At 63.1% G+C, this 13,038-nt stretch carries 11 protein-coding genes; 4 read left to right on the forward strand and 7 right to left on the reverse strand.

The features are described 5' to 3' along the window. Positions 1 to 181: 181 nt before the first annotated feature. The 3 genes from AC097O_RS10085 to AC097O_RS10095 are packed head-to-tail and all read right to left on the reverse strand — an operon-like array spanning position 182 to position 5,385. The gene (locus tag AC097O_RS10085) at positions 182 to 1,114 is read right to left on the reverse strand and encodes an electron transfer flavoprotein subunit alpha/FixB family protein (RefSeq protein WP_479592651.1); all 933 of its coding nucleotides are present in this window, start codon (positions 1,112 to 1,114) and stop codon (positions 182 to 184) included. A gap of 1 nt (position 1,115) precedes the next feature. Beyond that, on the reverse strand, positions 1,116 to 1,865 hold the full coding sequence (locus AC097O_RS10090; protein ID WP_479592652.1) for an electron transfer flavoprotein subunit beta/FixA family protein: 750 nt from the start codon (positions 1,863 to 1,865) through the stop codon (positions 1,116 to 1,118). Positions 1,866 to 1,896: 31 nt separating this feature from the next. Further along, the gene (locus tag AC097O_RS10095; RefSeq protein WP_479592653.1) at positions 1,897 to 5,385 is read right to left on the reverse strand and encodes an indolepyruvate ferredoxin oxidoreductase family protein; all 3,489 of its coding nucleotides are present in this window, start codon (positions 5,383 to 5,385) and stop codon (positions 1,897 to 1,899) included. A 119-nt stretch (positions 5,386 to 5,504) separates the two neighbouring features. Here AC097O_RS10095 and AC097O_RS10100 point away from each other — a divergent pair, with 119 nt between their 5' ends. Both AC097O_RS10100 and AC097O_RS10105 read left to right on the forward strand, forming a co-directional pair. After that, the gene (locus AC097O_RS10100; protein ID WP_479592654.1) at positions 5,505 to 6,464 is read left to right on the forward strand and encodes a LysR family transcriptional regulator; all 960 of its coding nucleotides are present in this window, start codon (positions 5,505 to 5,507) and stop codon (positions 6,462 to 6,464) included. A 77-nt stretch (positions 6,465 to 6,541) separates the two neighbouring features. Further along, positions 6,542 to 7,399 carry an SDR family oxidoreductase gene (locus AC097O_RS10105; RefSeq protein ID WP_479592655.1) on the forward strand — a complete coding sequence of 286 codons (858 nt, stop codon included), beginning with the start codon at positions 6,542 to 6,544 and terminating at the stop codon, positions 7,397 to 7,399. On the opposite strand, the gene AC097O_RS10110 is transcribed toward AC097O_RS10105, so the two are convergent. From AC097O_RS10110 to AC097O_RS10125, 4 genes are read right to left on the reverse strand one after another with little or no spacing between them, the layout of a single operon-like run. Further along, the gene (locus AC097O_RS10110; RefSeq protein WP_479592656.1) at positions 7,396 to 8,286 is read right to left on the reverse strand and encodes a fumarylacetoacetate hydrolase family protein; all 891 of its coding nucleotides are present in this window, start codon (positions 8,284 to 8,286) and stop codon (positions 7,396 to 7,398) included. The two genes, AC097O_RS10105 and AC097O_RS10110, sit on opposite strands and share 4 nt — an antisense overlap. Beyond that, on the reverse strand, positions 8,283 to 9,242 hold the full coding sequence (locus tag AC097O_RS10115) for a VOC family protein (RefSeq protein ID WP_479592657.1): 960 nt from the start codon (positions 9,240 to 9,242) through the stop codon (positions 8,283 to 8,285). Before AC097O_RS10115 ends, AC097O_RS10110 begins: the two co-directional genes overlap by 4 nt. Positions 9,243 to 9,271: 29 nt before the next feature. Further along, entirely contained in the window at positions 9,272 to 10,030 is a 759-nt protein-coding gene (locus AC097O_RS10120) for an SDR family NAD(P)-dependent oxidoreductase (RefSeq protein ID WP_479592658.1), read from the reverse strand. A 34-nt stretch (positions 10,031 to 10,064) separates the two neighbouring features. Next, positions 10,065 to 10,289, reverse strand: coding sequence for a ferredoxin (locus tag AC097O_RS10125; RefSeq protein ID WP_315189881.1), 225 nt, complete (start codon positions 10,287 to 10,289; stop codon positions 10,065 to 10,067). 248 nt (positions 10,290 to 10,537) lie between these two features. Here AC097O_RS10125 and AC097O_RS10130 point away from each other — a divergent pair, with 248 nt between their 5' ends. Both AC097O_RS10130 and AC097O_RS10135 read left to right on the forward strand, forming a co-directional pair. Beyond that, positions 10,538 to 11,377, forward strand: a complete 840-nt coding sequence (locus AC097O_RS10130) for an IclR family transcriptional regulator (protein WP_479592659.1) — start codon at positions 10,538 to 10,540, stop codon at positions 11,375 to 11,377. A gap of 271 nt (positions 11,378 to 11,648) precedes the next feature. After that, positions 11,649 to 12,956: an amidohydrolase family protein gene (locus tag AC097O_RS10135; protein WP_315189874.1), complete on the forward strand. Its 1,308-nt coding sequence runs from the start codon at positions 11,649 to 11,651 to the stop codon at positions 12,954 to 12,956. Positions 12,957 to 13,038 lie beyond the last annotated feature (82 nt).

The following is a 13,038-nucleotide window of genomic DNA, read 5'->3' on the forward strand; positions in this document are numbered from 1 at the left end:
GCTGGAACTGGATGCGGTTCATGGACATGGGGCACTTCGCAAATAACTGTTAATAAACACAGTATTTACGCATCCAGTCTAAATTGCAAGTAGGTCTGAGGCAGGTAGCTAATCAGGCAGTTTTGATAGCTGCTAGCGCCTATGGAATAAGCGCTAGAGGCCATAAAGACTCTTATTTTGGCTACAGCGCAGCCACCAGTTCTGGAACAGCCACAAACAAGTCCGCCACCAGCCCGTAGTCGGCCACACTGAAGATCGGCGCTTCTTCGTCCTTGTTGATCGCCACGATGACCTTGCTGTCCTTCATGCCCGCCAAGTGCTGGATGGCGCCGCTGATACCGGCGGCCACGTACAACTGCGGCGCGACGATCTTGCCTGTCTGGCCCACTTGCCAGTCGTTCGGGGCGTAGCCTGCGTCCACCGCAGCGCGCGATGCACCCAGGGCGGCACCCAGCTTGTCGGCCAGCGGCACCATGACTTCATTGAACTTCTCGGCACTGCCCAGGGCCCGGCCACCGGACACGATGATCTTGGCGGCGGTGAGTTCGGGGCGGTCGTTCTTGGCGATCTCGCTGCCCAGGAAGCTGGACTTGCCGGCATCGGCGGCGGCGCTGAGCACTTCCACGGGGGCAGAGCCACCGGTGGCGGCTGCGGGGTCGAAACCGGTGGTGCGCACGGTGAGCACCTTGGTGCCGTCCAGGCTTTGCACGGTGGCAATGGCGTTACCGGCGTAGATGGGGCGCTCGAAGGTGTCGGCGCTGATGACCTTGGTGACATCGCTGATCTGGCCCACGTCCAGCTTGGCGGCCACGCGGGGGGCGATGTTCTTGCCCGAGGCGGTGGCGGGGAAGACGATGTGGCTGTAGCCGGAGGCCAGGGCCAGCACCTGGGCGGTGACGTTCTCGGCCAGGCCGTGTTCAAACCCTGGGGCATCGGCGTGCAGCACTTTGGCGACTCCGGCGATCTGGGCAGCAGCGGTCGCAGCACCTGCAGCGTTGCTACCGGCAATGAGGATGTGCACATCGCCTCCGCAGGCGAGTGCGGCGGTCACGGTGTTCAGGGTTGCGCCTTTGACGCTGGCGTTGTCGTGTTCGGCTATTACGAGAGTCGTCATGTCAGATCACCTTGGCTTCAGTTTTTAATTTCGCAACCAGCGTCGCCACGTCGGGGACTTTGATACCGGCGCTGCGTTTGGGCGGCTCGGAGACTTGCAGCGTCTTGATGCGCGGTGACACATCCACACCCAGGTCTTCGGGCTTGAAGACATCCAACTGTTTCTTCTTGGCCTTCATGATGTTGGGCAGGGTGACGTAGCGGGGTTCGTTCAGGCGCAGGTCGGTGGTGACCACGGCGGGCAGCGAGACGCTGAGGGTTTCCAGGCCGCCGTCGACTTCGCGGGTGACGCTGGCTTTGCCATCGGCGACCTCGATCTTGCTGGCGAAGGTGGCCTGGGGCAGGTCGGCCAGGGCGGCGAGCATTTGGCCGGTCTGGTTGCAGTCGTCGTCGATGGCTTGCTTGCCCAGGATGACGAGGCCGGGTTGTTCCTTGTCGACCAGGGCTTTGAGGAGCTTGGCGACAGCCAGGGGTTGCAGTTCTTCGGCCGTTTCGACCAGGATGGCACGGTCGGCGCCGATGGCCATGGCGGTGCGCAGGGTCTCGGAGCACTGGGTGACACCGCAGGAGACGGCGATGATCTCGGTGACCACGCCCTTCTCTTTCAACCGCACGGCTTCTTCGACGGCGATTTCGTCAAAGGGGTTCATGCTCATCTTGACGTTGGCGATGTCTACGCCCGTTCCGTCGGTTTTGACGCGGACCTTGACGTTGTAATCTACAACGCGTTTTACGGCGACTAAAGCTTTCATAGAGTCTCTTTTTTAGGTGTAAAGGTAAAGGTTATGCCGCGAGTGCTTCTCTGACCGGCGATTCCCAGCGGGCCAGCAGCTCGGCCTGCTTCTCCAGAGCGATTTCGGCGTTGCGGTCTTTGACGTGGCCAAAGCCGCGTACGGTTTGTGGCAGGCGTGCCAACTCTTGTGCCAGCGGGCGGCGGCGGGTATCGAGCTCGGCCACCAGGCGGTTCACCAGCACTTCATAGTCGGCGATGGCCTGGCGGTCGGCGCGGCTGATGGCGGTGTAGCGGAACGGGTCCATCAGCGTGCCGCGCACCACACGGGCTTTGGCCAGCCAGCGCATGACGTTGAGCATCCAGGGGCCGTAGGTTTTCTTGACTAGGTGGCCGTTGGCATCTTTGCGCGCCAGCAGCGGCGGTGCCAGGTGGAAACGCGGGCTGAAGTCGCCGGTGAAACGCTCTTTCAAGGTGTCCAGAAAACCGGTTTCGGTGTACAGGCGGGCCACCTCGTATTCGTCCTTATAGGCCATCAGCTTGAACAGGCTGACCGCCACTTCGCGGCTGAAGCGCTCTTCGCCGGTGCGCTCGTGCTCGATGCGGGCGATGTTGCGCACAAACTGCTGGTAGCGCTCGGCGTAGGCAGCGTTTTGCCAATCGGTGAGGCGCTGGGTGCGGTCGGCCAGCACTTCTTCGAGACGCAATGTACGCTGGGGCATGGAGATCACCACGCCACCGGGCTTCACGCCTGCGGCGGTGCGCACCGTGTCCAGGTCCAGCGCAGCCTGGCGGCCCCAGGCGAAGGCGGCACGGTTCATGGCCACCGCTGCGCCGTTGATCTCGATGGCCTGCATCAGCGAGGCTTCCAGCAAGGGCACCCAGCCTTTTTGCCAGGCGTAGCCCAGCACGAATACGTTGGTGGCCACGGCATCGCCCATCAGCGCGGTGGCCAGGCGGGTGGCCTCCAGCGTCTCGATGTGCGCGACGGCACTCTGCACCTTGGCGATCAGGCGCTCGGGTTCGGCCTGCCATTCGGTGTCGCGGGTGAAGGCACCGGTGGGGGCCACGTCGCTGTTCATCACGGCGCGGGTGCGGTCCTTGGCCATGGTGGACAAGGCATCGGCGCTGGCGCTGACCATCACATCGCAGCCCAGCACCACGTCGGCCTGGGAGCGGGCCACGCGGGCGGCGTGCAACTGGTCCGGGTGGGCGGCCAGGCGCACGTGGGACATCACCGCCCCCCCCTTTTGCGCCAGCCCGGCCATGTCCAGCACCAGCACACCCTTGTCTTCGATGTGCGCGGCCATGCCCATCAAGGCCCCGATGGTCACCACGCCGGTGCCGCCCACGCCGGCAATCAGCACGTTCCAGGGCTGGTCCAGCGACGGCAGCACCGGGTCGGGCAGGCCGGTGGGGGGCGTGACCTTGTTCTTTTCGGGCTTGCGCAGCTCAGCGCCTTCCAGCGTGATGAAGCTGGGGCAAAAGCCATTGACGCAGGAGAAGTCTTTGTTGCACGAGCTTTGCTCGATGGTGCGCTTGCGGCCCAGCGGGGTTTCCAGCGGCAGGATGGACACGCAGTTGGACTGCACGCCACAGTCGCCGCAGCCCTCGCACACGGCTTCGTTGATGACCACGCGGCGGGCCGGGTCCACCAGCTTCTTTTGCTTGCGGCGGCGGCGCTTTTCGGCAGCGCACACCTGCGCATAGACGATGACCGACACGCCCTGCAGCGTGCGCAAGTGCTTTTGCAATGTGTCCATGGTGTCGCGGTGCGCGATGTGGGTGCCGGGGGGCAGATCGGTGGCTTGCGCAAACAGCTCAGGCTCGTCGGTCACCAGGTGCAGCACCTGCACGCCCTCGGCCGCCACCTGCCGCAGAATTTGCGCTACCGACGGCGCGCCTTCCACCGGCTGGCCGCCGGTCATGGCCACGGCATCGTTGACCAGAATTTTGTAGGTGATGTTGACCCCGGCCGCCACCGCAGCGCGGATGGCCAGCGAACCCGAATGCATGTAGGTGCCGTCGCCCAGGTTGGCAAACACGTGCGGCGTGTCGGTGTAAGGGGCCTGGCCGATCCAGGACACACCCTCGCCGCCCATCTGGCTGAAGGTCTCAGTACTGCGGTCCATCCACATGGCCATGTAGTGGCAGCCGATACCAGCGACCGCACGCGAGCCTTCGGGCACCTTGGTGCTGGTGTTGTGGGGGCAGCCAGAGCAAAAATACGGGCCGCGCTGGGGCAAACCGGGTTCGCCCTTGGCGATGGCCGTGGCCAGCGCACAGCGGCCCATCCAGGCGCGGGCCTGCTCGGGCAGTGCGTCGGCACCCAGCACCTTGGCCAGGCGGGCAACGATCACGTCGGCAATGGCACCGGGCGTCAGCTCGCCATTGGGCGACAGCAAAATGCCGCTGCTGGGCACCTTGACCCATTCGCCCGATTCGTCGTACTTGCCGACCACGCGGGGGCGGTGCGGTTCGTTGTACAGGTGCTCCTTGATCTGGTATTCCAGCACCTGGCGCTTTTCTTCCACCACCAAAATCTCGTCCAGGCCCTGGGCAAATTCCACAATGCACTGTGGCTCCAGCGGCCAGACCACGCCGATTTTCAGCAGGCGCAGGCCCAGGCGTATGGCCATGGCTTCGTCGATGCCCAGCATGGCCAGGGCTTCGTGCACATCCAGGTAGCTTTTGCCTGCGGTGCAGATGCCGATGCGGGCGGCCGGGGCCTCCCAGTCTTGCCGGTTCAGCTTGTTCAGGCGCACGTATTCCAGCAGCGCGTACAGGCGCTCGCGCTGCAGGCGGTTTTCTTGCTCCAGCGGTGGATCGGGCCAGCGGATCGAAAAGCCGTCGGCGGGGATAGGAAAGCTGTCCGGGATGCGGATCTCGACCGCCATGGGGTCGATGTCCAGCGACGACGAAGACTCGATGGTGTCGCTGATGGCCTTGAAGCCCACCCAGCAGCCCGAGTAGCGCGACATGGCGTAGCCGTGCAGGCCCATCTCGATGAATTCGCGCACGCCCGAGGGGTTGAGCACCGGAATCATGGCCGCAATCAGCGCATGCTCGCTCTGGTGCGGAAGGCTGGAGGACTTGCAGGCATGGTCGTCGCCCGCCACCACCAGCACACCGCCGTGCTGCGAGCAGCCCGCGATATTGCCGTGCTTGAACACGTCGCCGCTGCGGTCCACGCCCGGCCCCTTGCCGTACCACAGGGCAAACACGCCATCGACCCGCACTTTCGGGTCCAGGGCGACCATCTGGGTGCCCCAGACCGCGGTGGCAGCCAGTTCTTCGTTCAGTCCGGGCTGGAAGCGGATGTGGTGGGCATCGAGCAGCTTCTTGGCCTTCCACAGCTCCTGGTCCACCGCGCCCAGAGGCGAGCCCCGGTAGCCCGAGACAAAGCCTTCGGTGTTGAGGCCGTCACGGGCATCGCGGGCTTTTTGGGCCAGTAGCAGGCGGACCAGGGCTTGGGTGCCCGTCATGTACACGCGGCCCGCGGGCAGCTCGTACTTGTCACTCAGGCGAACGTCTTGGGGCATGGGGATGTGGGAGTTGTTGGGCTTGTCTTTAGCCACGTTTATAAACATTTTTCGCAATTATGTTCATAATAGGTGGCATAGTCCAATTCAATTTTTTGTGCCCCACATTGATTTCTTAAATGTCACTGCCCACCTACCCCGCGCCCCGCTTCACCTTGCGGCAACTGCATTACTTTGTGGCCGTGGCACGCAGCAGCCAAATTTCGGTGGCGGCGGCCAACGTGAACATCTCGCAGTCGGCCATGACGCTGGCGATTGCGGCGCTGGAGAAGGTGTTGGGCGCGGCGCTGTTTGAGCGCGGGCGGCACGGCGTAACGCTCACCTTTGAAGGCCACGCCTTCCTGCAGCAGGCCGAGGCGGTGCTGCAGGCCGCACAGGAGGCCGAGCGTTTCCCGTTCCACCGCCGCACCGATGTCAGTGGCCGCTTTGAAATTGCCGCCACCTACACCGTGCAAGGCTATTTTTTGCTGCCCGCCGTGGCCCGCTTTCGCAAACTGTTTCCCCTGGTGGACATCGTGCCGGTGGAGCTGCCGCGCCCCGAGATCGAGCAGCGGCTGCGCGAAGGCACGCTGGAGCTGGCAGTGGTGTTGCTGTCCAACCTGGAGCAACCCACGCAGTTGAACACCCGTGTACTGACCCGCTCGGGCCGCCAGCTCTGGGTGTCGTCCCACCATCCGCTGGCCAGCCACGCCAGCGTGGGCTGGGAAGAGCTGGCGCGTTACCCCTACATCCTGCCCATGGTGGACGAGGGGGATGTCAACGCCACCCGCTACTGGCAGGCCTCGGGCCACAGCCCGGCCTCTTGGATACGCACCTCGTCGATGGAGGCGCTGCGCGAGATGGTGGCGCTGGGCATAGGCGTGACGATTCTGTCGGACATGGTGTTTCGGCCCTGGTCGCTGGACGGGCGGCGCATCCAGACCCTGCCCATGGCCGCCGAGCTGCCCGCCATGGAGGTCGGCCTGGCCTGGGGCCAGCAGCGCGAACTTTCTGCCTGTGCGGAGGTGTTCCGGGAATTCCTGGCCAGCGCCCTTCAGCAACCGGCACTGGACGAGTCCAGTAAAGCAGCCATTTACTGAACATTTTTCTACATTGTGTTTAAAATTAAAAAACATTGGTGATTACAAGCACCATCCACATTCTCAGGAGACAAAACATGCACATCCAACTAACCGACAAGCGGGTCATCGTGACCGGTGGGTCCCGTGGCATTGGGCGGGCCATCGCCCGCGCTTTTGCCGCCGAAGGCGCGCGCGTGGCCATTTGCGCCCGCACCGAAACCGACGTGCAAGCGGCGGGTGCGGACCTGCTGGCACGCGGAGCCCAGGCCGTTATCGCCCGCGCCGTGGATGTGACCGACACAGCAGCAGTGAAGCAGTTTGTGGAAGAGATCGCGCAGACCTGGGGCAGCGTGGACGTGCTGGTCAACAACGCGGGCCAGGGCCGGGGCGGCAACCTGGACACCCTGACCCCCGAGCAGATCCTGGAGCACGCCAACATCCTGCAAATGGGCCATTTCCGCTTCATCCAGGCCGTGGTGCCGCACATGCGTGCCCAGCGCTGGGGCCGCATCATCGAGATCAACGCGCTGGCGGGCACCCAGATCACGCCGGACGGCATACCGTCGGTAACCAACCGGGCAGCCTGCATTGCCATGTCCAAGTCGCTGGGCATGTCGCTGCCCAAGGACAACATTTTGGTCAACACGCTGAACATGGGCTGGATCGACACCGGGCAATGGGACCGCCACTTCAAGGAAATGCCGCCCGGCACCTCGCGCGCAGAGTTTGATGCCATGGTGCTCAAGGTGGTGCCGCTGGGCCGCTTTGGCAAACCCGAAGACATTGCCGGCATGGCGCTGTTTCTGGCCAGCGAGTACGCCGCCTTCATCAGCGCGGCATCGATCGATATTGCGGGCGGCATGGGTGGGCAGATTGCCTACTACCCCACGCTCAAGCGCGACTTCATCGACAGCATGCACGCCCGCAACTTGGCGGCAGCGCAACCGGTCTAGATGGTCACGGGGTAGCCCAGTCGGCCAACCGCGCGGGCGGGGGCCAGTACCCGCTGGGGGCCGATGGTGCAGCGCAATACGCCAATGCGCTCGATTTCTGCTTCCACCACATCGCCTGGTTTCAAGAAGCGGCCATCTTCCAGGCCCACGCCGCAGGTGGAGCCGGTAAATACTAGGTCGCCAGGGCGCAGTGCGATGCGGGCATCCACATAGTTGAGCAGCTCGTCCATGGGGAAAATCATCTGGTCGGTGCAGTCGTGCTGGCGCAGCTCGCCGTTGATGCGCAGGCTCAGCATGACGCGGGGTTGCCCGGCACCGCCAAATTCGTCTAGCGTGGTGATCCACGGGCCAATGGGGGCGGTGCGGTCCAGGGCCTTTTGGGTAAACAGATCCAGCGAGCCCAGCAACTTGCCCGCGTCGCGCGCGCTGATGTCGTTGCCCACGGTGTAGCCCAGCAGGCAGGCGCTGGCCTGGGGCGTATCACCCAGAGGCTGGGCCAGCACGGCGACCAGTTCCACCTCGTAGTCGAGTTGCCCGGTAATGGCGGGGTACTGCACCTCGCCACCGGGGTCCACCACGGCAGACGCGGGTTTGATATAGGCAATGGTGTGCGGCGGTGCCACGGTGCGGCCCAGGCGGGTCAAATGGGTCAGGTAGTTCAAGCCCACGCCAAACACCCGCGCACCCGGCTCCACCGGGGCACAGAGTTGCACGCTGTCCAATGGAATTCGCTTTGCTTGCAATTCCATAGCAGACTCCCCATACTGGATGAGCGCAGGGGCCCAAATAGTATAGGGGGCGGTGATGCGCTGGGCGCTGTGCAAGTCCGCATCCAGCTTGGCCCAGAAGCAGTCGCCAGAGGCATCGCGCAGCCGCGCCAGCTTCATGGGGTCTCGCGCAGGCGGGCCAGGATGGCCAGGCCTTCTGCGTCCATCACCTCTTCCGGGGTGCGCACGCTGGGGCCGAGGATGGGGCCGACCAGTTCGTGGCCCCAGGTGCTGAGCTTTTCGGGGTTGAGTTCAAAGCCGTCGTGGTGCCAGGGCTCCAGCTCGGTGATGATTTCAAACGCAAAACCGCCGGGCGAGAAATGGTAGAACGAGACGTGCGGGTCTTGCGCATGCTGGCCCAGCTTCATCATCATCGGCAACTGGCGCTGTTTGACGATGTCGTAGGTTTCGCCCACGTCGCGCAGGGTTTTGACGAACAGACCGATGTGCTGGATGCCCGCCTTGTTGGGGCCGTGGCCGTAGGCAATGTCGTGGCTGGTAAGGGTATTGAGCTTGGCGCTGTAAAAGGCTGTCTTGCCCTTGCCCGCACCCGCGCCGTAAAAACGAAAGCCCATCACCTGGGTCAGGAAATGCTCTAGCGCCGGGGGAAATTCGGGGGTGATCAGCACCGCGTGGCCCAGGCCGCGCCCATCGGCCACAAAGCCACCGTGTGGGCGGCCCGGCACAAAGGAGCGGGGCATCCACTTCTGCCCGTAAAACAGCTCGTGCTGGAAGCCCACCGGGTCGCGGAAGCGGATCACTTCCTTGACCCCGCGCAGCTCGCAAAACGCCGCATCGCCCACCGTGACTTCCACACCGGCTTCGCGCAGACGCAGGGTGGCCGCCTGGAACTCCAGCTTGCCTTTGGCTTCCCAGCCCAGATACGCAATCCGGTCTACTTTGCCGGGGTGGAAGGCGAAGCGGTGGCGGCGGTCGTCGATGCGGAAGTACAGCGATTCGCCATCCGCCTCGGGCGACTTGCCTATCTGGAAACCCAAAACCTCGGGTCCGTAGGTGCGCCATTCGTCCAGCTTGGTGGATTCAAAACCGAGGTAGCCCAGGCCGAGGATGTCCATGGTGTCTCTTTTTTATTGCAAGGTAAATATCAAACCGCCAGCATGCCACCGTCCACCACGATGTCGGTGCCGGTGATGTAGGAGGCGTCGTCGGAGGCAATAAACAAGGCTGTTGCCACCACTTCGTCAGGCTCGCCGGGGCGGTCCATCGGGATGCCGTCGAGCAGCATGGCGCGGGTGGCAGGGTTGTTCAGAAACGGCAGCGTGCCGGGGGTGGCCACCACGCCCGGGCTGATGCTGACCGCACGGATGCGCTGTTTCACGCCTTCCACCGCCATCTGGCGAGTCAGTGCCACCACCCCGGCCTTGGCGGCAGAGTGGGCCCCGATGCCGGTGACGGTGGACGCGCCCCAGGCCGCCACGGACGAAATATTGATGATCACCCCGCCGCGCACCGCCAGGTGCGGCCAGGCAAATTTGCTGGGCAAAAACACCAAGTCCAGCTCATTGCGCAGGGTGTAGTGCCAGTCTTCTACCGACATGCTGGCCACCGAGCCAAAGCGGGCGGACGAGGCGTTGTTGTAGAGGATGTCGATCTGGCCGTATTCCGCCACCGCCGCATCTACCCAGGCCTGGGCCTGGGCGGGGTCGCTGAGGTCCACCGCTCCCGTACCCGCCATCTGCAGGCCCTCGACACGCAGCAGGTCTATGGTTTCCTGCTGCGCCGCCGCGTGCACGTCGCAGCCGAAGATGCGTGCGCCTTCGCGGGCAAACCGCAGCGCCGCTGCCCGGCCCTGGCCGCCACCTGTGCCGCTGATCAGCGCCACCTTGCCATTCAAACGTCCCATGCGCTACACCTCTGTTAAATCTTCAAACAAGTCTTCAAACGAACACGACTTCAACCGCCAAGGCTTCGGCAGGGCAAGAGGCGGCACCTTCGCGCGCCTCTTCTTCCAGTTCAGCCGGAAAGGTGTCGGCATCCAGATACACCAGGCCGTTCTCGTCCAGCTTGTAGATTTGGGGGCAGAACTGCGCGCACAGGCCGTAGCCGCAGCAGCGGTCGCGGTCGGCGGTTACACGCAACACTTTTTTCTTTTCTGGTTCCATATCGTCTCCTTCAGCGCTTGCTCGTGGGTGGTTATGAAGATTAGTATATGCACATATATTTAAAAAGTGTTGACATTTTGATTGGGGTTGACCCTAGTTTGGATGCCAAAAATCCTGCCAAGATGTTGCCAAATGCAAAGTCATTATTCCCATTTCAGAATGGAACACCCGGAACTAGAATGGTTGCGGCGCACATTCAACGTATAGACCGCTATCCAAATGGCAACCAGAGCAACTGCTAAAAGACCATGAACCCAGAAGACACCTTGAGCGACCAGACTCTGGCGGCAAAGAACTCCGAGGAGCCCGCCACCTCGGCGACTGAATCGCGCACGGCCACCGGCGCCGTCATCGTCAAGCCGGTGGTCAACGCCGTGCGCATCCTGCGCTACCTGACGCACACCGGCGCCCCCGAACGCGCAGCCGACATCGCCCGACACCTGTCGATCAACCCCAGCACCTGCTTCAACATCCTGCGTACCCTGGTGGCCGAGGATGTGGTGGACTTCAACGGGCTGTCCAAAACCTACTCCGCCGGGCTGGGCCTGGCGCGGCTGGTGGAGCAACTGGTGACCCAAGGCCAGAAGATCCAGCGCGCCGTGCCGCTGATGCACGACCTGGCGGCCGAGTTTGGTGTCACTGTGAGCCTGTGGCGGCGGCTGGGCAGCGACCGCATCGTGCTGGTCAGCTCCGAGTCCAGCCCGACCAATTTGCACATCGACATGCCCGCTGGCCAGCGCCTGCCGATTCTGATGGGTGCCAGTGGCCGCCTGTTCGCCGGTCGCCTGGGCATCAGCGACGAAAAGCTGCGCGAAGAATTTGAACAAATCCGCTGGGCGCGTTCGATCTCGTTCGACACCTACCTGCGCGAAGTCAACCGCGGACGGCGGCGCGGCTGGGCGGTGGACGACGGCTATTTCTCCACCGGCGTGCTGGCCATTGCGGCCCCGGTGTGCGACCCGTCGGGCAACATCGCTTTCACCGTGTCCACCATCATGATCCGCGGCGACCGGGGTGAAGACCAGGTCGAAGTGCTGGGCGAAGCCGTGCGCGATGTAGGCATTCGGCTCGCATCTGTGCTGTTTTAGTACTCGCCTCCCGTTTTCGCACCGGGCCGCCCGTTCGCAGCGGCCCTATTCCCCTCGATAAACCACGTGCTGCGCATGGATTCATCCTTGCGTGGCGCAGCCGTGTCCGGTGCCAAAAACACTCTCGTTAACCCTAGGAAAAGCAGTTTTACCTACTTAAACTGAACATAAATATTGATTGTGTTTAATTTTTTGACTAACATCCGGTTTCCAAGCCCATAACCACACCTGTAGCCGCATTGCTGGCTGCCAACTCCACTAGGGGAAACCGATGAAACTGGAAGACCTGATCCTTGTCAGCGTAGACGACCACGCGATCGAGCCACGCGACGCATTCACCCGCCACATGCCTGCCAAGTACAAAGGCCGCGAGCCGCATGTGGTCAAGAAAAATGGCCGCGATGTCTGGCTGTTTGAAGACAAGGCCACCGGCTACATGGGTCTGAACTCGGTGGTGGGCCGCCCCAAGGAAGAATATGGCATGGAGCCCCTGGGCTACGACCACATGCGCCTGGGCACCTGGGACATCAAGTCCCGCGTGGAAGACATGAACGCCAACGGCGTGCTGGGCTCCATGTGCTTCCCCACCTTCCCCGGTTTTGCTGGACAGCGTTTCCAGGGCTATGCCGACCGTGGCGTATCGCTGGCCGCCATCCAGGCGTACAACGACTGGCACTTCCACGACTGGTGCAATGCGGCCCCCGGCCGTTTCATGCCGCTGATGTTGATCCCCTGGTGGGATATGCAAGCAGCAGCGGCCGAAGTGACCCGCATGGCCAAGCTGGGCGTGCACGCGGTGACCATGTCCGACAACCCCACGGTGCACGGCTACCCGTCCATCCACAACGCCCATTGGGATCCGCTGTGGCAAGCCTGCTCGGACAACAATGTGGTGATCTGCTGCCACATCGGCAGTGGCGTAACGGCTGCGCACGCGTCCGACGAGTCGCCTATCGATGCCTGGATTACCTCCATGCCGATCTCGATCTCCAACTCCGCCGCCGACTGGCTGTGGGCCCCCATGTGGAAGAAGTTCCCCAAGCTGCGCATGGCCTTGTCCGAAGGCGGTATCGGCTGGATTCCTTACCTGCTGGAACGCGCCGACTTCACGCACAGCCACCACAACGCCTGGACCATGTCCAACTTTGACGGCAAAAAGCCCAGCGACGTGTTCAACCAGCACTTCATTACTTGCTTTATTGAAGATGCGTTCGGCCTGAAGAACCTGGACTCCATGAACGTGGACAAGGTCACCTGGGAATGCGACTACCCGCACTCGGACTGCACCTGGCCCAATTCGGCCGATGTGTTCTATTCGCAAGCCAAGCACTTGAGCGACGATGTGATCAACAAGATCACCCACCTGAACGCCATGCGCGAGTTCTCGTACGACCCGTTCTCGATTCTGGGCCGCGAAAACTGCACGGTCGGCGCGCTGAAGGCCCAGGCCAAGCACGTCAGCATCGAGCCCGCGCTGGGCATGGGCGGTGCCGCACCGGTGCGCGACCCGAACAAGCCGGTCACCTCGGGTGACATCAACCGCATGTTCGCCGACGCCAACGCAGAAACCGTTCTGTAACCTGGCCCCCGAACCCGCTCTACGGCCGGCCCAGGCCGCCGCAGAGCGGTTCTGCATCCCCACGACACATATCCCAGAACTC

The sequence above is a fragment of the Rhodoferax sp. LS1P39 genome (genome assembly GCF_056521425.1).

Coding starts and splice junctions, on each gene's coding strand:
- AC097O_RS10120 (WP_479592658.1), bottom strand. CDS start 10,030: ATGGGACGTTTGAATGGCAAGGTGGCGCTGATCAGCGGCACAGGTGGC.
- AC097O_RS10115 (WP_479592657.1), bottom strand. CDS start 9,242: ATGGACATCCTCGGCCTGGGCTACCTCGGTTTTGAATCCACCAAGCTG.
- AC097O_RS10085 (WP_479592651.1), bottom strand. CDS start 1,114: ATGACGACTCTCGTAATAGCCGAACACGACAACGCCAGCGTCAAAGGC.
- AC097O_RS10125 (WP_315189881.1), bottom strand. CDS start 10,289: ATGGAACCAGAAAAGAAAAAAGTGTTGCGTGTAACCGCCGACCGCGAC.
- AC097O_RS10105 (WP_479592655.1), top strand. CDS start 6,542: ATGCACATCCAACTAACCGACAAGCGGGTCATCGTGACCGGTGGGTCC.
- AC097O_RS10100 (WP_479592654.1), top strand. CDS start 5,505: ATGTCACTGCCCACCTACCCCGCGCCCCGCTTCACCTTGCGGCAACTG.
- AC097O_RS10135 (WP_315189874.1), top strand. CDS start 11,649: ATGAAACTGGAAGACCTGATCCTTGTCAGCGTAGACGACCACGCGATC.
- AC097O_RS10090 (WP_479592652.1), bottom strand. CDS start 1,865: ATGAAAGCTTTAGTCGCCGTAAAACGCGTTGTAGATTACAACGTCAAG.
- AC097O_RS10110 (WP_479592656.1), bottom strand. CDS start 8,286: ATGAAGCTGGCGCGGCTGCGCGATGCCTCTGGCGACTGCTTCTGGGCC.
- AC097O_RS10130 (WP_479592659.1), top strand. CDS start 10,538: ATGAACCCAGAAGACACCTTGAGCGACCAGACTCTGGCGGCAAAGAAC.
- AC097O_RS10095 (WP_479592653.1), bottom strand. CDS start 5,385: ATGCCCCAAGACGTTCGCCTGAGTGACAAGTACGAGCTGCCCGCGGGC.